Genomic DNA, 23,893 nt, shown 5'->3' on the forward strand with positions numbered 1-23,893 from the left:
GCCGGTCGAGGTGACCTGGCATGCGCACTACAGAGCCGGGTGTACCAGATCGAGATAGCGGAAAGCGGCGCGGTTGCGCGGAATCGCATCCAGATCGATACCGACGTCGATCACCGCATCCCGGTCCGGCGGCGCCGCGGCAATGACGTCGCCGTCGGGCGAAGCGACGATGCTTTCTCCGCTGAACGTGTAGCGGTCGCCCGGGCCGACCCGATTGGCCATCGCGACGAAGACCTGGTTCTCGAGCGCGCGTACGGGAATCATTTTCCGGTGGACGTGGCCATGAGGTTGCATCATGCCGTCGGGGATCACGATCAGATCCGCGCCGGCCCGCGCGAGCGCCCGGCCGGTTTCCGGGAATTCCAGATCGAAGCAGATCAACATGCCGACCTTGATGCCGCGCCATTCGCACACATCGAACGTGCCGCCCGCTTCGAAGACGCCCACATCCGATTCGTACAGGTGGGACTTGCGATAGCGCAGCCGGAGCTCGCCGAATTCATCGACCAGAATCGCCGTATTGAAGTAGCGCCCGTCGTCCTGTTCGGCGAATCCGATGACGACGGCGACGTGCGCGTCACGCGCGGCGGCGCGAATTGCCCGTACGGACGGCCCGTCGAGCGGCTCGGCCAGTTGGGCGACGTCATCCGGTGTCGGAAACCCCGGAAGGTACGTCTCGGAGAAGATGACCAGGTCGGCGTTGCCGCGCGCCGCTTCGATATGCGCAAGGGCCTGAGCAAGGTTCGACGCGTGCGCGCCGTCCTTCAGGGTGGACTGGATCAGGCGCAATCGCAAGATACTCATTGTCGGTACTCGATGACAGTTAATGGCGAGGATGACGGAAGCGGTTCCGGCGACAGAGCCGGGACAGGCTGACCGGCAGGCTCAGTCGGACGGCACGTCGACGGCGGGCGTTTCAGCGATGATGCGGCGTTCGCGATCGAGGTCGAGCGAGCGCGACATGAGCCAGTAGACGCCACCGGAGACGATCAATCCGACGAGCCAGGCGACATCGACGCCCCCGAGCATCCGCGCAAACGGCCCGGCGAATACCTCCCGGTTCGCCTCCGCGTCGAACACGTAGAAGAACGGCACCATCGACGCGAATCCGATCATGTACGACAGGATGCCGCGCAATTGCCACGTCCCGTACAAGCCGCGCGGCGTGAAGAAATGCGCGATCGCGTAATGGCCCCGACGCACGAAGAAGTAGTCGACGAGGTTGACGGCGGTCCACGGCACCAGGAAGTAGAGCATCAGCGTGAGGAAGGTTTGAAGCAGCGCGATGCCGTTGCCTCGGATCGCGAACACGCAGGCGAGCACGAACGTGCTGATCGCGAGAATCGACGCGACCCGCGCGCGGCGCGTCGGTTTGATCGGCACGATCGAATCGATGCCGGTCAGTACCGTCAGCATTGCGCTGTATGCGTTGAGCGCAATGATCGGGAGGAACCCCGCGAGCGACACGAACGCGATCAGCTTGCCGAGGCCGGGGACGAGCGACGCGCCGACGTCGTTCATCGCCACCAGCGCATCGGCCGCGTGCAGTTTCTGGGCGAGCCATGCCCCCAGGCCGATCATCCAGGCGCCCGACAGCGATGCGCCGGCGAAGATGACCGCGATCAGCTTTGCGCGGCTCGTCTGTTTCGGCAGATAGCGCGAATAGTCGGATACGTACGGCGCGTACGAGATGTTGTAGCTCGCCGCAATCGCGAACTGGGTCGCGAAGCCGATCCAGTTGAAGCCGGGCGGCGTCGACGACACGGGCGCGCTCGACGGCGCGGCATGGCCGAACACGAGCGCGAGCGTGACGAGCGCATAGAGCGGCAGCGTGGCGACGAGCGCCCACGTGAAGGTGCGATGCATCAGGTCATGCCCGTAGATCGCGAGCAGTGCGCCGATGGCGACCGCCGCGACGGCGACGAAACCGCCGTCGATGCCGAACACGTTGTACACGCCGTCCACCATCAGCGACACGTTGACGACATTGAAGCCAACGAACACGAACAGCGTGGCGAGCAGCGCGACGATGACGCCGCGATAGCCGAACTGCGCGCGCGACTGGATCATTTGCGGCAGCCCCATTTCAGGCCCCTGCGAGCCGTGGAACGCCATGAACAGCGTGCCGAACATGATGCCGAGCGCGCCGGCGAGCGTCGTCCAGCCCGCCGACAGGCCCATGCCGGGCCCGACGAAACCGATCGAGATCGTGAAAAAGTGGAAATTGCCGAGAAACCAGAACGGTCCCTGGCTGGCGAGCTTCGCATGGCGCTCGCTTTCCGGAATGTAGTCGATCGAATGATGCTCGATCTGGAGGCCGGTCGGTTCGGCGCGGACGAGGTCGAGGGTCTCGGGGCGATGCATGACGACGATGTCTCCGTGAGCATGCCGCGGGGGACGGCATGTATGCGCCGACGAGCGTGGCGCTTGATGAATGTTCGTATGGTCAGGGACTGCGTGGGGCGAAAGGCCGTACGCGGGAATCGTCGTGTCGGCCCGGCGCGATGAACCGGCCGCTCGGTGTCGACGACGCGGCAAGCGCCGACATGTCGGGATGAACGGCATCGGGAAGGATCACCGCATCAGCTGTCTCAATTTTTTGTCTCCTTTCGCGCGATCGGCAAGCGCGTATTGCCGGCGTCCGCCGCGATGAGCCGCGTGGCCACAGGACGTAGTTGTACGCGGATGAGCGGAAAAGAGGAATGCGAATATATCGACGTAAACATCGATCCGGATCGATGCATGGGCGATGTGAGGTGGCTATCCGAAGCTGGGGGCAGGATGCGGTGATGCATCCGGAAATGGGGTTGGGCGATCGGCCCATGCCGGAGCGGGAATGCCGCCGGACGTGCCGATCGTTTTTCTCGCTGCGTGCCAGCGGTCAAGTGCTGGCACGGCGCTTACGAATCATGCATTCGCGTGAGGGGCATGGTTTGTGCGTTCGACCGGTTGAAGTTCAGTCCATCGCGCAATCGGCCCCGATTGCCCGCAACATTCTTCCCGCCGAACACGACGGCGACCTTGTTGACTGCGTTGATCGCGGTCGAGATCGCACCTTCGATCCAACCGGCCACCCATGACACATCGTCACCAGCCAGCACGAACCGGTCCGCAGTGGCGGTGGGAGTGCCATCGGAATTGATCCCGTCCATGAACTGCGAGAACAATCGGCGCTGTTTCTCGTAGTCGCCCGGCAGGTTCATCTTGAATGCACCGAGGAAAAGCGGCTGGTTTTCCCAGTTGATTTCGACTTGGGCGTCGTCGCGATTTACCAGATAGTCGTGCAAATTGAGGCCGGGATAGATGTCCTCGAGCACTTCGATGCACATCTGGACGTGAGTCAGCAACGCCTGAGGGATATTGCGATCGCCATCGAATTTTACAGAGTCGTCATTCCATGTGTACGACAGGAAGATACCGTGTCGCTTCGTTCCGTCAGGATAGTCGTAACTGACCAGATAAGTGCCGCGCGGTAACCGGTCGGACAGCGTAATACCCATCTTGCGCTTGCCGACCTTCTTGCCGGGTTCGGGATCGTGACGTTCTTCCCAGAAGGGCTCCTTCACGGCAACGAAAATTTTTGCCGACTGCATGTAATGCGTGTACTGAATCGCTTCCCACAGGGTCTGGTCGAACAGCTCCGTAGTCGCCTTGTATTTCGTGGTCTCGCCACCATCGATCTTCCCGGGGTAGCTGCGGAACTTGTCGAGTACGCGCAGATGCGGTGTATAGATAACCGCATCGAATACCTTCCGCACTTCGATTCCAGTACGGGTATCGATGATCCAGGTTGCGATGGTGCCGTCTTCCAGCCGCTGGAAATGCCGGACTTCTTTGTTGAGCGGTGTCGGGTCGTCCGGAAACTCATTCTGTAAATTTTCCCGGGTTGTTTCCCATACGGAAGTATTCGATGTGGCCGGATCGGATGGATCCCCGAGCTGTGCTGGCGTTTTCCGTATGAGACTGTCCGGCAGCGTGGTCGTGCCGTCGTACATCAGTTGGTGATCGACGTCGAGCCCGGTGTAAAGCACTCGCAGTACTTCGAGGAATCCATTCGGATAGTCGGTATTCCATCCGCCCGTGCCGAAGCCGATCTGGCCAAACAGGTCGATTTGGGCTTTGGTCCAGCGAGACTGGTTGATCAGTCCGCCGTAAAAGCTGACGTCGTCCCACCCGTGATCGTTGATCAGCGCGTTCCATACTTGTTTGATTTTCGCCTCATCGGGTGCCGCTGCCGACATGGCGTCCTGAACTGCGTAGAAGTCGATCGGCTTCTGGTCCAGCCAGCCGTCTCCTTCGCCGAACATCGCATTTTCGAGAGCATCGTATTCCGGCGGTTTCGGATACTCGGCGGCCCCTTCTTCATCACCGACTTCGTAGTACTTCGTCTCGCCCTGATAGTCGACGACCGTGCAGACCGCAGCCGGACTACCCGGATTTGGAAAATCCGCACATCTTCCGGGATCGGTCATGCCAGCTTTCCCGAAATAATGCAGACCGGCTTTGCCCGATTTCGGGAAGCGCATCGCACCGAGTTCGGCGATGACTTCTTCCGGCGTATCCGGTGCGCAGCGATGTGCGTTGAGGCGACCGCCGATGCGACCGGACCCCTCAACAAGAATCGGCTTTAGCCCCATGCGCAGCAATTCGTAGGCAGCGATTGCGCCAGCGACGCCGGCGCCGACGATGAGCACTTTTTTTTCTTTTCCGCCCGGTGGAAGCTCGAAAAGCGGCTTGTCAAGTCTTTTTGCCTCATCGAGAAAGGCGCCGTAGTGAAATGGAAAATCAGGAATCAGCGCTGCGATGTCAACTTTGCGGGCACGCGGGGTGTTCTTTTGGTGTGACGGGATCGACGACATCTGACCACTCCTGAAAGTGAAAATATCGATTTGATTGTCTAAATTTAAAGCATTGTGTCATTCAAGACTCATTCGATAATTTTCGATTTGTGAGTCAACGAAGCTTGGAAAATTGTTGTGTAAGTTTCAAGTTGTAATCGCTGATGCTGGTCGGCATTGAAATAAGAAACTAAACCTTTCGAGAGGCTGTTGTGCTGTTGTGAAATGTGAAGGTCAGCGCGGCGCTCGAAACCAATACAGAGATGACGGAAGTGATGCGGCCATTTCCGTCATTAACATTTCTCAATTAACGGGAAATAGAAATTAACGCGCTATATCGTCGATCGCAAGAATTTCCAGCTTCCCGTGCCTTGTCCTGCGCGATTCGAAGTGGCGTGCGTGTACACCGCATACTTCGTATTGGTTCCCCTGCGGAAGGCCTTGGTGGTTTGCCCCTCGAAGACATGGCAGGTGTCCAGGAAGCCGCCTTTGGCGTGGTTGTATTCGTTGCGTAACGTGACCTGGTCACCAATCTTCACCGGGGCACCCGCGGCACCGGAAAGCACGACCCAGTCCAGGGTCTTGTGGGCGCCGCGGCTTGTCTTGTCCGCGGTAGAGACGTTATAGAGTTCGGGGGCGCTGGCATGCCCGTTCGTGTCGAGATAGCCGCCGTTGTTGCCGTACGCGTTGAACAACCGGATGGCGTCGCCGCTGAGGACTGCCGTGCCTTTTGCCTTTCCGGTCACGGATTCGACGATCCAGGTGCCGCTGCCGCCATCCCGGGTCGGTGAGCCGGACGTGATGACGCCGTGTTTGGCGCCAGCTTGCCTGGCGTAGTCATAGGTATCGAGATAGCCGCCATTCCAGTTGTTGTAGCCGTTCAGGAGGTGAACCCTGTCGCCGTACTTCAACGTATTGGCGTCGATTTGCGGGACGCCGCCAGCTTGAGCGCCCGGACTTGTGCCGCCAGGCTGGGCTGGCTGACCTCCGCCGGCGACCTGATCTGCCGGACCGTTGCCGCCTGGCTGGGCCGCCGGGCCTTCACCCGGTGCTTGCGCCGCCGGCTTGCCATCGCCTGCCTCAGCCTGCTGACCTCCACCGGTTGCCTGGTCTGACGGACTTTCACCGCCTGTTTGCGCTTCATGCTCTCCGGTCGATTGCTCGACCGCTTTGTCGATCGGCCACTGGAGCAGGACGATGCCGTCGTTATAGTCGATGCCGGTCTGGCGATCCTCCGTGACGACGATGCCGAAATTGACGGTGAACGGCGTGCCATTTGCGGATTTGCCGCTGATGGGCGCCAGCCGAGCGTCGGCGGCGGACAGTTTGCCGTCGACCCACACCTCCACCCGGATCTTGCCGTTGCCGGAATTCAGGGTGGCCTCGCGCGTGCCGTCACGCGTGGTCAGTGTGTAGTCCGCGGCCGGTTCCGTGCTGTCGGCGATAAACAGCTTGATGTGCTGCTGCTGGTCCGGCGGCGAGTTGGCAAAAAAGATCGCGCGAAAATCGGTGTTGGGTGGCAGCGTGAAGTTGGCGTTGCGATCCGAGAACGGTTTGAATTCGGACATGATGGGCTCCGGAAATGGATAGGCGCGATACGGTCGGGTACCTGCTCGAAGGACCGCTGCTCATTGACGTTGCTGTCGTGGGCCTGGCGTGTCGGCACGTTTCTGGCCCGCGGCTTGCCGTCGTCAGTCGCTGCCTTGGCTATGTCGACATCCGCGCTGCAATCGGTCGACACCACAGGGAGCGGCGTGCGTCTTGAATGGAGACGCGGTCTTCGACGGCGTTGCATGGCTGCAATACCGCTGACCTGCCCGGGCAACTGACAGGTCAGCGGTCGTCACTCGGTCAGCCAATCGGCCACTGGAGCACGACGATGCCGTCGTTGTAGTCGCTGTCGTGGCGGTCCTCGGAGACGGTGATGCCGAAATTGACCTCGAAATCCTTGCCGTCTTTGGACTTGCCCTTGATCGGCGCGAGCCGTGCGTCGGTGGCGGACGGCTCGCCGTTGACCGACACCTCCACCCGGACCTTGCCGTCGCTGCCGGAATCCAGCGTCGCTTCGCGCGAACCGTCACGGGTGGTCAGCTTGTGATAAAGGGCCGGCGTTTCGCTGTCGCCGATAAAAATCTTGATGTGCTGCTGTTCCGCGGCATTGGCCCAGAGAACGGCCCGGAATTTCGTGTTGGGCGGCAGCGTGAAGTTGGCGTTTCGATCGGAGAACGGTTTGAAGTCGGACATGATTGGCTCCGGAAGTGGATACGGGTAATGCAATGGCGTTCGTGCCTGAAGAAGGATTGCCGCTTGACGTGGCTAGAGAAAACTATATAAAAAAATCGAAAAAATATTCAATTCTCCGATTAATTGCTTTTCCGATTGAAATGAGTCGGTGGATTGTTGCTCCTTTGTGATTGTTTTTCTGCCGTAAATGCGAGTTCTGGAATTCGCTATTCGACACGACCGATTATTCAATTTCTCTGAATGCTGACCGAGGGTGTTTCGATCTGGCAGCGCCATGCTCGAACGCATGCCATCAAGCAACGAAGCCTGCCTTGATGGTGGACGCTCGTCTCGCGACGACTATCAAGGGCCTCTTTTTCTGTCGAATTGAGCGATACCGCGGTGCTGGCTGGTTTAAGCCGGATAAACTGGATGTGGACTGACAATCATTGCCGCCTGAACATGACCCTGGCCGGATTTACCCCAAAGCGGCGGCTGGCCGTGGCCGCTTGGTTCCTGCTTCCGGGCACGTCGCAAAGGGATTGCCGGCGCGTCCCGCGACATCATGTAGCCGATGTGTTCCGATTGCGAAAAGGATACGTCGGAGGCGGTCGGAGCCCGGGACGGGTCGGTGTCCGGTGGGGCACCCTCGTATGTCATGATTTTTTTGTTAATCGTTTGATCGACGAATAAATTATGCCGAGCAGAGAAAGAAGGGTTCCGATACAGATGAGTTGTATCGAAATGATCGCCGGATGTGCTATTGATAAGGAATCGTCGGTGCTGCTGGCATATCTCAATGGGAACATCAGGATATAAGCCATACCTGTCGCTCCGGCGAGTGACATAAATGCGCATGTCAGCCAGTACCATCTACCCGGACCAGCGTGGCCGATAGCCTCGATGATCGATTCGATGATGATCAAGGCAACGAAGAGTATTTCAAAAATGAACAATGCTCCTTTGAACATCGGTTTTCCTTGTGATTGGCGTGGAATGGCCATGTCCGGCGCGACCGGCTGGGGGATGATTATCGTGCCAGCATGTCTCCGGGAAAGAATAGAGTCTCGGGGTCTACGCGTCCAACTCGTACGGCGGATTAAACCGGCCGATGCAATCCATCGGGCACCGCGTAAGCAGCGGGGGCTGAAACCGGATTTCCCGCACGCCCGGGGCGCGGATGCCGGACGCGCAGACCAGTCGCCACGCCGCGCGGCGTGGCGACGCTCATCACGCGGCCGCGACTCAACCCAGCGGCCAGTTCAGGATCGCAATCCCGTCGTTGTAGTCGCCGTCGCCGCCATCTTCCGATCCGACCAGCCCGAAGTAGGTCTTCTTGAAGATGTCGACCTGGCGCGAGCCGATCTTCGACGGCTTGCCGTTCGCCGTCACGACTACCCGCACCTTCCCCTTGCCGGAGTTCACGATCTGCGTGTTCAGGTTCGCGTCCTGCGTGCCGGCGCCCTGGAACGTCGCGGCGGGTTTCGGATTGTCGTCGACGAAGACCTCGATCGTCTGCGGGGCGGACGAATTGACCAGCGCGGTCACGCCGAATGCGATGTTCGGCGGCAGGTTGAAGACGCCGTCGCGTTCACCGCCGCCGGTCGGTACGGGCGCGGGCTGCACGGGTTGCGGTGTCGCTTTCGAGAAGTAATTGACCACCGCGCCGACGCCGAACTTCGCCGCGGCACCGGGCAACACGCCCGGCGCGCCGGCCCACGTCACCGTGCAGGCAACGACCTCGCCTGCCGCATCGGTTTTCACCTTGTTCTGCCAGCTGCCGACGTCGAAGCTGTACGGGATCGTCGCGATATCGACGAACACGTCGTATTGCGGCAGTTTCTCGACGAGCTGCGCGGTCATGAACTGACGCATCCGGTCGAGCACGGCCTGATCGCCGTTGGCCTGCACGGCAGTGGCGTCGTTGCCCGCGAGTTGCAGCAGCGCGTACAGGTCGTCGTGGGTAAAGGGTTGTGACATGTCGTCCTCGTCTGAATGGAAGGTTCCGCATCGCGTGACCGGCGAACGGATTTCACCGGACCGCGCGCGGTGTACAGCAGTGGGACTGCAAATGACTGCTCGAACGATGCGCAATGCGTGAATGGCCCCGTCGCCATTGCGATGTTTCGTGATGGCCGTCGATCAACCCAGCGGCCAGTTCAGGAACACGATGCCGTCGTTGTAATCGTCGTCGGCGCCGTCTTCCGATCCGACGATCCCGAAGTACGACTTCTTGAAAATGTCGACCTGTCGCGAACCGAGCCGAGACGGCTTGCCGTTCGCCATCACGATCACGCGCACGCGGCCGTTGCCGGAATCGAGCACCTTCGTGCCGAGGTTCTGGTCCTGTGCGCCGGCGCCCTTGAACGTCGCGGCCGGCTTCGGGTCGTCGTCGATGTAGATGTCGATCGTCTGGTCGTTCGCCGCGTGGGTGAGCGCGGTCACGCCGAACTTGATGTGCGGCGGGAGATTGAACGTGCCGTCGCGTTCGCCGCCGCCGCCGATGTTGCCGGCCCCGGTGCCACCGGTTTCGGTGCCCGGATTGCCGCCGCCTTGCGACGACGAGGGCGCGGCCGTGTCCCCGATCGCGGACAGGCTCGCGTACGAATCGATGTGCATCGCGCTGCCGCGCACGCTTTTCCACTGGCCCTTCACGAACGTGACGCCGCTGCCGACGTCGATCGTCGCGACGAGCGTGAATGGCATGCGGCCGGTGCTTTCGGGCACTTTCGACGAATACGTGAAGCAGCCGTCCGCGACGACGCCCTGGTTCGTCGCGATCGCGAAATAGATGCCGGGGAAGTTGTTGCCGGTCGCATAAGGCGTCGGCACGTTGAGGATGACCTGCAGTTTCCCGTCGCGAATCCCGGCCTTCGCGATGTCGATGTAGAGGCCGGGGATGTCGACGTAAGCCTCGGACGTCACGACGGGCGCGCTGACGATCGAAGCCGAAAGGAGCGGCATGGAAGTCTCCGGTGATGAGGCGGTTCTGGATCGGATGAGATCCCGCTGAACGCGACGCAAACCCGCCAGCCGCCAGGGAGGCGGCCGGCGGCGGTCGGTCGTCGAACGAGCGTCAGGTCAGCCGATCGGCCACTGGAGCACGACGATCCCGTCGTTGTAGTCGCTGTCGTGGCCGTCTTCCGACACGACGATCCCGAAGTTGACCGTGAACGGCGAGCCGTCCGACTTCTTGCCGTTGATCGGCGCGAGGCGCGCGTCGGTCGGCGACGGCTTGCCGTTCACCGACACTTCGAAACGGATCTTGCCGTTGCCGGAATTCAGCTTGGCTTCGCGCGGGCCGTCGCGCGTCGTCAGCTTGTGATACGCGGCGGGTTCCTGGCTGTCGCCGATAAACAATTTGATGTGCTGTTGCTCGGCGGCATTCGCGAAGAAAATCGCGCGGAAATCGGTATTCGGCGGAATCGAAAACTCGCCGGCGCGGTTGGATGACGTTTGAGAGTCGGCCATGCTGTTCTCCTGTGACTTGTTAGATAAGGCCAGGGGCCTCGTCGCGCAAACGTTTGCCGTTTGAAACGCGACATGCCGAGCATGACGAAAAATAAATAAAAAAATATTCGGATGAGAATGGTTATTGTTCAGTAATTCGAAAAACAGCGATAATCGATTTAATGAAATGTGTTTAATGGGGCGGGTTTCGATATATTTGAGAAATTATATCGATGCGTGTATCGCTTTCCTGAATGATGCGAGGGCGCGCAACGCGAGGGGGACGGGAGAGGCGGGGAGCAATCGGACTTCGGAGCAGACGCTCGGCGTTCGCATATGGCAGCGTTTCGTTTCAACATCGGCATCTCTGTCGTGGCCGCGCCCACCGGCCACCGTCGAACGCCCACACCGAAGCCCGATTGCAAGGAGGGGTGTGCGGCGCCGGCGAAGAGGATGGACCGACTCACTCCGAACATGAATAGGACCTCACCGGCACCGCACCCGTGAAGCATATCGACCGGGCAAGCCGCCGCCTATCGGACGGGACTGATTTTGCGCAAACGCGCGCATCGAGGGACGGAGCGGGATGGATGCGTACCGGGTTGACAGCTGCGGTCACCCTGTGATTTGATGCCGGTCATGCACGCCGCCCAGTTCCTCTTCTCGCTACGACTACTAGCCCGCTTCTCCGGGCTGGGTCTGCGGCTGCGCGCTTTCCATCTGCTTCTTTCCTGAAGCGCCAGATTTTCCCCGCATCACCGACCTGGCCCCGGTTGTCGACCGGCGCCTGAGTTCGTCTTTCTTCCGTCACCACTCCGCTCCGTCCCGGTCGCTCAACCGCCAAGGCCGTCGTTTGCCGTACCGCTTTGCCGTTGTGCCGCTTTTTTGCCGTTTTCACCGCTGCGCACGTAGCCGGCTCCCGATGCCGATGGCTGCCGCGCCGCGCTTCACCGACAAACAGACCGAGGACCGACATCATGATGCTGAAGAACCCCGCGACGAAATACCGACCGTTCACGCCCGTCAACCTGCCCGACCGCACGTGGCCGTCGCGCACGATCACGCAGGCGCCGATCTGGATGAGCACCGACCTGCGCGACGGCAACCAGGCGCTGTTCGAGCCGATGGACGCCACGCGCAAGATGCGGATGTTCAAGACGCTGGTGGCGATCGGCTTCAAGGAGATCGAGGTCGCGTTCCCGTCCGCGTCCGAAACCGACTTCAACTTCGTCCGCGAACTGATCGAGGGCGGCCACATTCCCGACGACGTGACGATCGAAGTGCTGACGCAGGCGCGCGACGACCTGATCGAGCGCACCTTCGCGTCGCTGCGCGGCGCGAAGCGCGCGATCGTGCACCTGTACAACGCGACCGCACCGGAATTCCGCAAGATCGTGTTCAGCCTCGATCGCGACGGCGTGAAGCAGCTGGCGGTGAACGCGGCGCGCACGATCAAGCGATGCGCCGATGCGGCGACCGACACGCAATTCACGCTGCAGTACAGCCCGGAAACGTTTACCGCGACCGAACTCGATTTCGCGAAGGAAGTCTGCGACGCGGTGTTCGACGTGTGGCAGCCGACGCCCGAGCGCAAATCGATCGTGAACCTGCCGGCCACGGTGGAAATCGGCACGCCGAATTACTATGCGGACCAGATCGAGTGGATGCACCGCAACCTCGCGCGTCGCGATTCGCTGATCCTGTCGGTGCACCCGCACAACGACCGCGGCACCGCGGTCGCGGCGGCCGAGCTCGCGGTGATGGCCGGCGCCGACCGGATCGAAGGCTGCCTGTTCGGCAACGGCGAACGCACGGGTAACGTCGATCTCGTGACGCTCGCGCTGAACCTGTACACGCAGGGCGTCGATCCGGGCCTCGATTTCTCGCAGATCAACGAAGTCGCGCGCACGTCGGAGGAATGCACGCAGTTGCCGGTCCACCCGCGTCATCCGTATGTCGGCGACCTCGTGTTCACCGCGTTCTCCGGCTCGCACCAGGACGCGATCAAGAAGGGCTTCGCGGTACAGCGCGCCGACACCGTATGGGAAGTACCGTACCTGCCGATCGATCCGAACGATCTCGGCCGCACGTACGATTCGATCATTCGCGTGAACAGCCAGTCGGGCAAGGGCGGCATCGCGTACCTGCTCGAACAGGGCTACGGCGTCGCGCTGCCGCGCCGCATGCAGGTCGATTTCAGCGCGGCCGTGCAGCGCCTGACCGACGAGAGCGGGCACGAGGTGACGAGCGCGCAGATCTGGGCGCTGTTCCAGCAGGAATACGTCGAAAGCGACACGCCGCTGCGTTATGTCAGCCATGAGCTGACCGAGCGCGACGGCCGCGAGACGATCGTGCTGACCGCCGACGTGCACGGCGAGCGCCGCGTGCTGCGTGGGGAAGGCAACGGCCCGCTCGACGCGCTGATGCATGCATTGCACACGCCGCTGCGGATTCAGCATTACGAGGAACGCGCGCTGTCGCAGGGCGCCGATGCGAAAGCGATCGCGATCGCCGAGCTGGCTGGTACGGGCGTGCGCGGCAGCGCGTTCGGTGTCGGCGTCGATGCGAACCTGACGACGGCGTCGATTCGTGCGGTGATCAGCGGCGTGAACCGCGCGTATGCCCGTGCGGATGAAGTTGTGCAGGCAACCTTCTTTGCCGGACAGCCGGCGGTGCAGGCCGTCGCATAAGCGGGTCGAAACCCGGGCGGGCGAGCCGGCCCGGGTTTTCCTTTCAGATCACGGCGTGCGCCTGCGCGCCCTCAGGGCAGCAGCCCGAGCATCGCGGCCTTGGTGGCCGCATGCGTCTTGTTCATCGCGTCCAGCTTCACGACGGCGTTCTGCAGGTGGAACTTCACCGTTCGCTCCGCGATTCCGAAGATCATCCCGATCTCGTAGGCCGTCTTGCCGTCGGCCGTCCACGCCAGTACCTCGCGCTCGCGCAGCGTCAGTCCGGTGCCGACCGGCGCGATCGGATCGGCGAGGCGCGGCATCAGGTATGCGTGCGCCGCATGCGCGAGGCTCGCGCAGGGTGCGCGCAATCGCGAGATTTCATCCGCGTCGAGCGGCGTCGTGTCGCGCACGAGCGTCAGCACGCCGAGATTGCCGGCCCGGTCGTAGCCGCCGTGCGACCAGCCGTAACGCATCCCGAAGCACGCCGCGTCGTGCCAGAACGCGGTGTCGCCCGGCTCGTCGAAGGCATTCCATACGACCGGCCGCGGCTGGCTCGCGACCCGCTTGATGATCGGATCGATCGTCACGTAGCCGAATTTCACATAACGGTGTTCCCATTCGCGTGGATGATTGCCGACGATCTGCAGGTCGGGCCGGGCGAGCGGCAGCGTGCGGCGCAAGCCGTACACGCAATACCGGAACCCGAGCGCGGCCGCGGCGGCGGCAATCGGCGGAAACGCGGCTTCCGCGGTGGGCGCGCGTTGTAGTGCGTCGAAACAGTCGTGCAGTATTGTCAGGTCCATCGGTGATCCTCGTCGGTGTGGGCGGGCCGTGCATTGCGCCCCGCGCGTATCCTGTTCAAAAGGACAGTTTTGAGGCGAAGCCGACGCCGGTTTAATGGCGGCTGTTCGCACGACGGGCCCGCTTGTGCGGGCACTGTCCCCCCGTCGTTTCACGTGTTGCGGTACCCCTCCGGTTTCGTATCAGGACTGATCGACCATGACCAGCGTTCAAGACGTGCCTCTCCTCGCGCGCGCCGGTGCGCGCGCGTTCGCCTTCGGCGGGATCCGCGCGATCGAACCGCCCTGCGCATCGGCCCCCGCCCGCGCGCTTGCTCACGAGTATGCGCCGCACGCGCATCAGGCCGGGCAACTATTGTTTACGACGCGCGGCGTATTGGTACTCGACGTCGAAGGCCAGCGCTGGATCACCCCGCCGCTGCGCGCGATCTGGATTCCGGCGCGCACCGTCCATGCGATGCGCGTGGCCGACGACGTCCAGCTCTACTCGCTTTATCTCGGCGATGCACTCAGCGCGCGGCTGCCGGCCACGCTGTGCGCGATGACGGTATCGCCGCTGCTGCGCGAACTCGCCACGCGCGTGTCGCATCCGTTCGATTGCAGCGTCGACCACGATCCGCTCGCGCGCCTGTTCGCCGACGAGCTGAGCGAACTCGCGCAGACGCCGCTCACGCTGCCGCTGCCGCGCGACCGGCGCTTGCTGAAGCTGTGCGAACGGCTGCAGCGCGAGCCGCACTGCGAGTTGCCGCTCGACACGCTCGCACGCGACGCCGCGCTGAGCGCGCGCCACCTGGCGCGCCTGTTTCGCAGCGAGACCGGCATGAGCGTGGCCGCGTGGCGCCAGCAACTGCGGCTGTCGATGTCGCTCGCGCTGCTCGCGAGCGGCATGCCCGTCACGCAGGCCGCGCACCAGGTCGGCTATCGCAGCCCGACTACTTATGCGGCCACCTTCAAGCGCGCGTTCGGCGTCACGCCGAGCCAGTACCTCGCGGCCGCGGAAGCGGCGGCGCGCTGACCGCCGCCGCCCCGCTGCCGCGCTCAGCGTGCGGTCCAGCGCGGCACCGTTTCGAACGCGTGCTCGACCGCATGCACGATCCGGTCGACGTCCTCGCGACCGATCACGAGCGGCGGCGCGATCGCGAGCCGGTTGCCGAGCGAGCGGATCAGCACGCCCGCATCGCGCGCCGCGTCGGCGAGCGCGGCCGCATAGCCGTCCGACGGCTCGATCGATTCGCGCGTCGCCTTGTCCTTCACGAGGTCGATGCCAACCAGCAGCCCCTTGCCGCGCACGTCGCCGACCACCGGATAGCGGTCGACGAGCGGCTGCAGCCGCTCCAGCAGGTACGCGCCTTCGCGCGCCGCGTTGCCTGCGAGATCCTCGTCGACGATGATCTGCAGGTTCGCGAGCGCGGCCGCGCAGACGATCGGGTGGCCCGAGTAGGTGTAGCCGTGCATCAGCGTGCCGATGCCGCCCGGGTTGGACGCGAACGCGTTCTCGATGCGGCGGTTGACGACGGTCGCGCCGAGCGGCAGATATCCCGACGACACGCCCTTCGCCAGGCACATGATGTCCGGCGCGACGCCCCAGCCGCGGCTGCCGAACGCGGCGCCGGTCCGGCCGAAGCCCGTCACCACTTCGTCGGCGATCAGCAGCACGCCGTGGCGGTCGCACACCTCGCGCACCAGCGGCCAGTAGTTCGCGGGCGGGACGATGATGCCGCCGGTCGCCTGCACCGGTTCGGCGATGAAGGCGGCCACGGTGTCGGGTCCCTGGAACAGGATCTCGCGCTCGACGAGCGACGCGCACAGCCGGCCGAGTTCCTCGGGGTCATGCGTGAACGGGTTGCGATAGATCCACGGCGTCTCGACGTGGAAGCAGCCGGCGAGCGTCGGCTCGTAGTTGCGCCGGTAGACGGTGTTGCCGGTGACGGAGCTGCCGCCGAAGTGCGAGCCGTGATAGGCCTGGCGCAGCGCGATGAACTTGGTGCGCTCGGGTTGCCCGGACACCTTCCAGTACTGCCGCGCGATCATCAGCGCGGCCTCGACGGCGTCCGAGCCGCCGGAGCCGAAGATCACGCGGCTCATGTCTTCCGGCTGGAGCATGTCGATCAGCCGCGCCGACAGTTCTTCCGCGCGCGGATGGCTGAACCCGGCGAACACCGGGTGATATTCGAGTTCGTCGAGCTGCCGGACGATCGCTTCCTTGATTTCCCGCCGGCCGTGGCCGACGTATACGTTGAACAGCGACGCGACCGCGTCGAGATACGGCCGGCCGGTGTCGTCGTACAGGTAGCAGCCTTCGCCGCGCGTGATGCGGATCGGCGAGCGCGACGCTGCCAGCGGATGTTGCCGGGGATGCCAGAAGCGCGATTCCGAATAGGACATGACAGGACTCCGTAGTGATTCGGTTGGATGGGGCAACACGGTGACGCAGACGATTTTCAGCCGGCGAGCGCCGCCGGCTGGAAGTCGAGCCGGCTTTCGAGCGCGCCGAGCGTCGCGAACGGCTCGTCGAGCGCGACGCGCATGAACGTCAGAAACTGGCCGACGTGGGCGTTCAGCGCTTCGCGGCTGTAGTACTGCGGGCTCGCGTCGAAGTCGAAGCGCAGCGGTTCGCCGTTGCGGCGGTCGGTCAGGTTCACCATCAGGTCGTCGGTGGTGCCGACCGACAGGTTGTGCGACGTCGTCACGCAGTCGCCGAACCGCAGGTCGTAGTCGAACGCCATGATGTTGATCTCGGGGCCGAACACGCCCTGGCCGTTGTCGAGCGACGTCAGTTCGCGATGCAGGTCGCCCATCCGGTAGCGCTGGTGCTGGCGCAGCGCGGTCATCTCGCGGTTCGCCTGGCGGCACAGGTCGTCGAGCGTGTGGCCCGGCTCGACGTGCAGGCGCAGCGGCAGCATGTTCGCGCACTGCGTCGGCGTGCGGCGCTCGCGCGCCGACGTGCGCGCCATCGCGGCGACCGACAGCACGATGTCGTGCGCGCCGGTGTTCAGGTACAGGTAGGCGGCGGTCAGCGCGGTGACGAGCCGCGGCACCGTCGACGTGAACAGCCCCTTGGCGACCGCCTCGATGCGTGCGCTCTCGTTCGCGCTCGCGATGCGCGTCTCGCGCAGGTCGGGCCCGTCGTCGCGCTCGGGAAAGCGCGCGGGGCCGGCGAGCGTGACCGTGCGCGGCTGGTCCGCGAAGCGTTCGAGCCAGTAGCGGCGATCGTGCGCGAACTGTTCGGACGCACGGTACGCGTCTTCGTCGAGTTGCAGCTCGGCGAGCGACGCGAAGCGCGCGGGCGGCGCCTTGGCGCCCGCCGCGAACGCGCTGTACAGCTCGGCGGCGCGGGTGGCGATCAGGCTGCCCGAATAGCCGTCGACCAGAATGTGCGCGTAACCGTGATACCAGTAGTAGTGATCCGGTGCGATGCGGTACAGCGTGTGACGGAAGAACGGCCCGCGCGCCAGTTCGATCGCACCCGTGCAGTGCGCGCGCATGCCGGCGAGCGCGACGGCGTGCGCGTCTTTCGTGCCGGCGAGGTCCACGCGTTCGAGCGTCCAGTCGTCGGCGAGCGCGGCGTCGAGCACGCGCACGGGCGTGTCGCCATCCAGCACGATCCGCGTCGTGTGCAACGTCTGCGCCTCGCGAATCACCTGCCGCAGCGCGCGTTCGAATGCGTCGGTGTCGAGTGCGCCGCGAATCTCGAAATACTCGGCCGCGTAGATATGCGTCGACGGAACGGGATACGCGAGGGCGGCCTCCCAGAAATCCCGCTGCGGCGCGGACAGCGGCAATTGAAGCGTCGAATCGATCACGTCGTTTCTCCTGGAAAGCTTATTCCGGTGGATGAATTAAATGCGTGTATTTGTTTAATGAAAAATACATATTCGCATCGTGCATTTCATTTTCTGATGAATCGCAATTCTTATCCTAGACAGTCCAATTTGCGGCTGTCAATTCCGTGCGGTTTTGTCGGTAATTCGTAAAGTCCTTGCCAGTAAAGGATTTGATGGGTGAGTGAATAGTCTGGTCCGGAAAGAATATGAGAATGTCCGTTTTGAATAGGCGGCAAATTGACAGCTTATTTAGCATCGACGCCTGAAATTGCTGCGCAAGCCGAAAACGGCCTGCCGGCAATTCGCCGGAAACGGTTTCCGGCGCCGGAAGCCGGCGCAATGGGCTGGCGCGAGCGGACATTACTAGGAGAGTCCCGTGAATCAACTGGAAGGGCTGGAGCGAAAAATCGGCGAGCAGCACGAGCGGCTCGCGCATCATCCGGTGTTCGGATCGATCCGTACCATCGACGAGCTGCGCGTGTTCATGGAATGGCACGTATTCGCCGTGTGGGATTTCATGTCGCTCGTGAAGCGGCTGCAGCAGGACCTGACGACCGTCGCGGTGCCGTGGGTCGCGCCGCGCAACGCGAACGCGTCGCGTCTCATCAACGAGATCGTGCTCGGCGAGGAATCGGACGAAACGCCGAACGGCCACATGAGCCACTACGACCTGTACCTGCACGCGATGCGCGATGTCGGCGCGTCGACCTCGCGCATCGAGGAAATGGTGTCGCTGGTGCGCTCGGGCTTCTCGGTGTCGGCCGCGCTGAAGGCCGTCGATGCGCCGGAGCCGGTGATCCGCTTCGTCGAGGCGACGATGGCCGCGTGCACGTCGGGCGCGACGCACCAGGTGCTCGGCAACTTCTTCTACGGCCGCGAGAACGTGATTCCCGACATGTTCCGCACGCTGCTCGACGAATGGAAGATCGAGCGCTCGTCGATTCCGCTGCTCGTGTATTACCTCGACCGCCACATCGAAGTGGATTCGGGCGAGCACGGGCCGGCGGCGCGCGCGATGATCCGCGAGGCGGCCGACGGCGACGCGGCGAAGCTCGAGGAAGCGCTGCAGGCCGGGCTCGATGCGATCGACGAGCGCATGCGCCTGTGGGACGGGCTGCTCGCGCATCTCGGCCAGACCCGCAACGTGGTGCCGGCATGAACGCGCGCGGGCTGTCGGAGCGCATCGTCGATTTCGCGGCGCTCGAGTGGGAGCACCCGGCGGCGTTCGACGACGGCATCGACCAGGTCGTGCTCGTCGATACGCTGGACGAGCACGCGAAGCGCGGCATCCGGACCCGGATCGTGCGGTTCGATCCGGGCGCGGGCACGAGCGTGCCGTTCCTGCACGACTACCACGAGGAAGTGCACCTGATCGACGGCGACCAGAGCCTGGTCGACGTCGCGACGCGCGAGTATCGCGCGACGTATCGGGAAGGCAGCTACTTCGTGCGCCCGGCCGGCACGCCGCATGGCCCGTTCCGCAGCGACGCGGGCTGCCTGCTGCTCGAAATCCATTACTACGGTTCCCCGGAGGACACGCGATGACGACCGCCGTCACCTACGTGAGCCACGTCGATCGCTGGGAGGCGCGCGCGACCGTGCGATCGCGCCCGCGGCGGATCGTCGAGGACGACGAACTGCGCTACTACCCGCTCGAACGCCAGCCGCTGTGCGCGCACCCGGCGATCGTCGACGCGGGCGATGCGGTGCGCGATTTCGTCCTGCTGCAGAGCTTCTACAAGTACATCCAGGACGTGATCATCTTCGAGACGGAGATCGTCAACGCCACCGCGTTGCGGATCGCGCGCGGCCGCTTCGCGCATCCGTTTCCGTTCGCGTGCCGGCAGGATGCGATGACCGTCGTGATCGACGAGGACTACCACGCGTACGTCGCGATGGACTACCTGCGGCAGGTCGAGGAGGCCACCGGCATCGCGCCGCTGCCGCCGAACAGCGAGATCGAGCTGTCGCGGGCGATTCCGCGCGCGGTCGAGCGGGTCGGCGCGCAGTATCGCGACGGCATGGAGCTGCTGTGCGTCGCGATCTCGGAGAACACGGTCACGGCGGAAGTCGCGGCGTTCTCGCGCGACGCGACGCTCAAGCGCTCGGTGAAGGGCGTGATGGCCGATCACCTCGCGGACGAAGGCCGTCACTCGGCGTTCTGGATCAATCTCGTGAAGCTGTACTGGTCGGAGATCGACGAACCCGCGCGGCTCGCGCTCGGCGAAGGGCTGCCGTGCTTCCTGCGCGAGTACCTGAGCGCCGACCTGCAACTGCAGTTCGATCGCCGCCTGATCGATGCGCTCGATCTGCCGGCCGCCGAGCGCGCGCGGATCGCGGACGACATGGTCGGCGCCTATCCGATCACGAGCCAGCATCCGATGATCGTCAACATCCGGCAGTTCTTCCGGATGAGCGGCCTGCTCGATCACGCGCCGACCCGCGCGGCCTTGTCCGACTACCTGTGAGTCACGTCGATGAAAGCGATCATCATTGCGATCGGCGGGCAGACCCGTCTCGCTGCACGGCTGGCGGCTGAACTCGAGGCGACCGGTCATACCGTCTGTATCGCCGACGGACGCGACGGCCCGCTGCGCGACGCGGCCGATGCGCTGCTGCTGCCGGCGCCGGCACCCGAACCGTTGCGCAACGCGGCCGAGTGGTCGATCGTCTGCGGCGCGCCGGACCCCGCGGTGCATTGCGCCCACGCACGGCCGCTGCATTGCGAGATCGTCGCCGATGCGTTTCCGCCGCGCGAGGTACGCGTCGCGTGGCTCACGGACGCGGCGCCCGGCGATACGCGCGTGCTGGCCGACGCGACGCTCGCGTTCGGCGCGGCGCTCAACGGCGCCGACCTCGCGGACGAGATCGCCGCATGCGCGGTCGATCTGATGCACGAAGTCGCGAGCGGGATCGCGCGCGAGCTGAGCGATCCGAACGACGCGCCGCGCGCCACGCCGCCGGGGCCGGCCGATATCGTGCTCGATCTCGAACGGCTGGCCGGCTGGCATGCGTCGAACGACACGGCGGCCGAATGGCCGTGCGAGCCGTCGCTGCCGGAACTCGTGTCGCGTGCGGCGGCCGCTGCGCCGGACGCTTGCGCGCTCGTCGCGGTCGATGGCCAGCTGACCTATCGCGAGCTTGTCACGCGTGCCCGCCAGGTTGCCGCGCGCATCGCCGCGCGGCCCGCCGCGCCGCGCGTGGTCGCGGTGCGGCTCGACAAGGGCGTCGCGCTGTACCCGGCGATCGTCGGCGTGCTGGGCGCCGGCGCGACCTGCGTGCCGCTCGATCCCGCGTTTCCGCCCGAGCGGGCCCGCACGATCCTGCGTGAATCGGGGGCGCAGGCGCTCGTCGTCGGCGGGGCGGTCGAACCGGCGCTGCTCGACGGATTCGACCTCGACGTGATCGACTGCGGCGCGCACGCGGAAGCAGACGCGGACGCCGTGCCCGATGCGCTGGCCGGCCAGTGGCCGCTCGAACGGGATGCGGACCGCGATGCGCGCTGCGCGGTCGCGATCTACACGTCGGGGTCGACCGGCGTGCCGAAGGGCGTGATGCTGTCGCACCGGAACCTCGTGCAGTTCTGCCACTGGTATCGCGCGCACGTGTCGCTCGATGCGTCGTCGCGCGTGCTGCAGTTCTCGACGGTGGCGTTCGATGCGTCGCTGCTCGACATGTTCCCGACCTGGCTCGCCGGCGCGACGCTGGTCGCGCCGAGCGAAGCGCAGCGCCGCGAACTCGACGCGCTCGCGACGCTCGTCGCCGACGCGCGCATCACGCACGCGTTCCTGCCGCCCGCGCTGCTCGCGGCGCTGCCGGATTGCGACTGGCCCGCGCTCGCGCATCTCGTCACCGGAGGCGACGTGTGCGACCCCGACACGATCGCGCGCTGGAGCGCGAACCGGCGGCTGCACAACATCTACGGGCCGACCGAATGCACGGTGCTCGCGACGACGGGCGAACTGCGCGCCGGCGACAGCAACCGGCGCATCGGCCGGCCGATCGCGAACGCGCGCTGCCATGTGCTCGCGGCCGATGGCCGTCCGACGCTCACCGGCGAGGAGGGCGAGCTGTGCATCGCCGGCGCGGGCGTCGGGCTCGGCTATCTCGGCCGGCCCGACCTGAGCGCCGAGCGTTTCGTCGCCGATCCGTACGGCGCGCCGGGCGCGACGATGTACCGGACCGGCGACATCGCCAGCTGGGAGCCGGACGGCACGCTGCGCTACGTGGGCCGCCGCGACACGCAACTGAAGATTCGCGGTTTTCGCGTCGAGCCGGGCGAGATCGAGACGGCCGCGCTGGCGGCGGGGCTGTACCGCCAGTGCGCGGTGGTGCCCGACGAGCGCAAGCGCATCCGCCTGTTCGCCGCGAAGCCGGTCGACGCGGCGGCGACGCCCGATGCGCTGCGCGCCGTGCTGGCCGCCACGCTGCCCGACTACATGGTGCCGTACGACATCACGACGCTCGACGTGCTGCCCGCGACGCCGAACGGCAAGATCGACCGCGCCGCGCTGGCGCGCCTGCCGGTGTCGCGTGCGGGAAGCGACACGCGCGATGCACCGCGCGGCGCGCTGGAGATGCGTCTCGCCGCGATGTGGGCGACGCTGCTCGAACTCGCGCCGGACGAGATCGGCCGCGATGCGTCGTTCTTCGAACTGGGCGGCCATTCGCTGCTGGTGTCGCGGCTGATGCTGGCGGTGAAGCGCGAGCTGGGCGGCAACGCGGCGCTCGCGCGTTTCATGGAGCGGCCGACCATCGCCGCGCTCGCGGCGCTGCTGACCGACGAGTCGGGCGAGCGCGGCGCGAACGTGCCGGCGCGCGTGCACGACGATCGCCGCCTGCCCGACGACGTGCGACTGCCGGCCGACCAGCCGGCGGGCGACGGCCCCGGCGCGGTGCTGCTGACCGGCGCGAACGGCTTCCTGGGCAGCTTCATCCTCAGCGAGCTGATCGGCCGCACGAACCAGATCGTCTATTGCGTCGTGCGCGGCGACGACGATGCGAGCGCGCGCCGGCGGCTCGACGAAGCGGCGTTCGTCAACGGGCTCGGCCATCTGTGCGGGCATCCGCGCGTGCGGGTGCTGCGCGGCGATCTCGGCGCGCCGCGCCTCGGGCTGCCGGATGCGGTGTGGCAGACGCTCGCGGCCGAGGTCGGTGCGATTCATCACAACGGCGCACACGTGAACCACGTGTACGACTACCCGTACCTGCACGCGGAGAACGTCGGCTCGACGCTCGAACTGCTCCGCCTGTGCTGCAGCGGCCGCCGCAAGGCGCTGCATTTCGTATCGACGCTATCCGCGGCGAGCGCGACGGGCCCGACGGGCCGCCTGATCGAGGCGGCCCCGTCGGAGGCCGGCCCTGCCTTCGTCAACAACGGCTACAACCTGACGAAGTGGGTGTCCGAGCATCTCGTTGCCGAAGCGGCTGCGCGCGGGATCGACACGACCATCCTGCGGCCCGGCAACATCACGGGCCATTCGCGCACGGGGCTGTGCCAGCCGGGACGCAACCGGATCCTGCTGCTGCTCAAGGGTGCGGTGCAACTGGGCTGCGCGCCGCTCGCGAGCGAGGGCGGGCTGTTCGACCTGAGCCCGGTCGACTACCTGGCGCGGGCGATCGTCGCGTGCACGCTCGACGGTGCGCGCACCGAGCGCGTGTTCCATCTGCACAACCCGCGCCCGCTCGACTGGGCCGGCTATCTGCGCGCACTCGCGCGGCGCGGCTATCCGCTGCGACTCGAGGCGCCCGAGGTCTGGCGCGAGCGGCTGTTGTCGATCGACGAATCGAACGCGCTGTTCGACGTCGTCGCGTTCTATCTCGACGACCGGCAGGACGATATCGGCGACATGGCCGTGATCGACCACGCGCGCACCGAAGCGACGCTGCGCCGGCTCGGCGTCACGTATCCGGACAAGGACGACGCGCTGCTCGATGCGCATTTCGGCTATCTCGCCGAATGCGGCTTCATGCCGCCGCCGCCCGAGCCGGCGCCGCGCGCGAACGACGCCCGCCGCGACGCCGAGCCCGAACCCGCGTGGTGAAGACGCACCCCGTTCGATCAATCGCTGTCATCGCATCATTCA

At 64.7% G+C, this 23,893-nt stretch carries 18 protein-coding genes; 6 read left to right on the forward strand and 12 right to left on the reverse strand.

What is annotated here, in order from left to right; translation table 11 throughout:
* Positions 1-27: 27 nt before the first annotated feature.
* The 9 genes from SY91_RS27225 to SY91_RS27270 all read right to left on the reverse strand — a co-directional run bounded on the left by SY91_RS27225 (position 28) and on the right by SY91_RS27270 (position 10,532).
* Positions 28-804 carry a carbon-nitrogen hydrolase family protein gene (locus SY91_RS27225; protein ID WP_023474829.1) on the reverse strand — a complete coding sequence of 259 codons (777 nt, stop codon included), beginning with the start codon at positions 802-804 and terminating at the stop codon, positions 28-30.
* Positions 805-885: 81 nt separating this feature from the next.
* Complete coding sequence (locus SY91_RS27230) at positions 886-2,364, reverse strand: purine-cytosine permease family protein (RefSeq protein ID WP_023474828.1); 1,479 nt, start codon at positions 2,362-2,364, stop codon at positions 886-888.
* A gap of 536 nt (positions 2,365-2,900) precedes the next feature.
* A complete protein-coding gene (locus tag SY91_RS27235) occupies positions 2,901-4,859 on the reverse strand; it encodes a flavin monoamine oxidase family protein (protein WP_260632455.1) in 1,959 nt (652 codons plus the stop codon).
* Positions 4,860-5,170: 311 nt separating this feature from the next.
* On the reverse strand, positions 5,171-6,406 hold the full coding sequence (locus tag SY91_RS34895) for a Photopexin A (RefSeq protein WP_023474825.1): 1,236 nt from the start codon (positions 6,404-6,406) through the stop codon (positions 5,171-5,173).
* A gap of 283 nt (positions 6,407-6,689) precedes the next feature.
* Positions 6,690-7,082: a fucose-binding lectin II gene (locus tag SY91_RS27250; RefSeq protein WP_023474824.1), complete on the reverse strand. Its 393-nt coding sequence runs from the start codon at positions 7,080-7,082 to the stop codon at positions 6,690-6,692.
* 635 nt (positions 7,083-7,717) lie between these two features.
* A complete protein-coding gene (locus SY91_RS27255) occupies positions 7,718-8,065 on the reverse strand; it encodes a hypothetical protein (protein ID WP_185921235.1) in 348 nt (115 codons plus the stop codon).
* Positions 8,066-8,306: 241 nt separating this feature from the next.
* Complete coding sequence (locus SY91_RS27260; protein WP_011548596.1) at positions 8,307-9,041, reverse strand: fucose-binding lectin II; 735 nt, start codon at positions 9,039-9,041, stop codon at positions 8,307-8,309.
* Positions 9,042-9,203: 162 nt separating this feature from the next.
* A complete protein-coding gene (locus SY91_RS27265) occupies positions 9,204-10,025 on the reverse strand; it encodes a fucose-binding lectin II (RefSeq protein WP_023474823.1) in 822 nt (273 codons plus the stop codon).
* Between the two features lie 117 nt (positions 10,026-10,142).
* On the reverse strand, positions 10,143-10,532 hold the full coding sequence (locus SY91_RS27270) for a fucose-binding lectin II (RefSeq protein WP_023474822.1): 390 nt from the start codon (positions 10,530-10,532) through the stop codon (positions 10,143-10,145).
* Between the two features lie 959 nt (positions 10,533-11,491).
* On the opposite strand from SY91_RS27270, the gene leuA reads away from it, so the two are divergent.
* Positions 11,492-13,201 (forward strand): 2-isopropylmalate synthase, encoded by a 1,710-nt coding sequence (gene leuA, locus SY91_RS27275; RefSeq protein WP_185642966.1) that lies wholly within the window; start codon positions 11,492-11,494, stop codon positions 13,199-13,201.
* Between the two features lie 71 nt (positions 13,202-13,272).
* On the opposite strand, the gene SY91_RS27280 is transcribed toward leuA, so the two are convergent.
* Positions 13,273-13,986, reverse strand: coding sequence for an autoinducer binding domain-containing protein (locus SY91_RS27280; RefSeq protein WP_011548593.1), 714 nt, complete (start codon positions 13,984-13,986; stop codon positions 13,273-13,275).
* Between the two features lie 196 nt (positions 13,987-14,182).
* Here SY91_RS27280 and SY91_RS27285 point away from each other — a divergent pair, with 196 nt between their 5' ends.
* Positions 14,183-14,998, forward strand: a complete 816-nt coding sequence (locus tag SY91_RS27285; RefSeq protein ID WP_027810160.1) for an AraC family transcriptional regulator — start codon at positions 14,183-14,185, stop codon at positions 14,996-14,998.
* Positions 14,999-15,021: 23 nt separating this feature from the next.
* Here the strand turns inward: SY91_RS27285 and SY91_RS27290 are convergent, their stop codons facing one another.
* Positions 15,022-16,368 carry an aspartate aminotransferase family protein gene (locus tag SY91_RS27290; RefSeq protein ID WP_034175040.1) on the reverse strand — a complete coding sequence of 449 codons (1,347 nt, stop codon included), beginning with the start codon at positions 16,366-16,368 and terminating at the stop codon, positions 15,022-15,024.
* 56 nt (positions 16,369-16,424) lie between these two features.
* Positions 16,425-17,786 (reverse strand): condensation domain-containing protein, encoded by a 1,362-nt coding sequence (locus tag SY91_RS27295; protein WP_112750900.1) that lies wholly within the window; start codon positions 17,784-17,786, stop codon positions 16,425-16,427.
* Between the two features lie 397 nt (positions 17,787-18,183).
* Here SY91_RS27295 and SY91_RS27300 point away from each other — a divergent pair, with 397 nt between their 5' ends.
* From SY91_RS27300 to SY91_RS27315, 4 genes are read left to right on the forward strand one after another with little or no spacing between them, the layout of a single operon-like run.
* Positions 18,184-18,966, forward strand: coding sequence for a DUF3050 domain-containing protein (locus SY91_RS27300; RefSeq protein WP_006479991.1), 783 nt, complete (start codon positions 18,184-18,186; stop codon positions 18,964-18,966).
* Entirely contained in the window at positions 18,963-19,352 is a 390-nt protein-coding gene (locus SY91_RS27305) for a hypothetical protein (RefSeq protein ID WP_006479990.1), read from the forward strand. Before SY91_RS27300 ends, SY91_RS27305 begins: the two co-directional genes overlap by 4 nt.
* Entirely contained in the window at positions 19,349-20,275 is a 927-nt protein-coding gene (locus SY91_RS27310; RefSeq protein ID WP_006479989.1) for a diiron oxygenase, read from the forward strand. The genes SY91_RS27305 and SY91_RS27310 overlap by 4 nt, the downstream gene beginning before the upstream one ends.
* A 9-nt stretch (positions 20,276-20,284) precedes the next feature.
* Positions 20,285-23,851, forward strand: coding sequence for an amino acid adenylation domain-containing protein (locus SY91_RS27315; RefSeq protein WP_185921236.1), 3,567 nt, complete (start codon positions 20,285-20,287; stop codon positions 23,849-23,851).
* Positions 23,852-23,893: the final 42 nt, after the last annotated feature.

Origin of the sequence: Burkholderia cenocepacia (assembly GCF_014211915.1) — a bacterium.
GTDB lineage: Bacteria > Pseudomonadota > Gammaproteobacteria > Burkholderiales > Burkholderiaceae > Burkholderia > Burkholderia orbicola.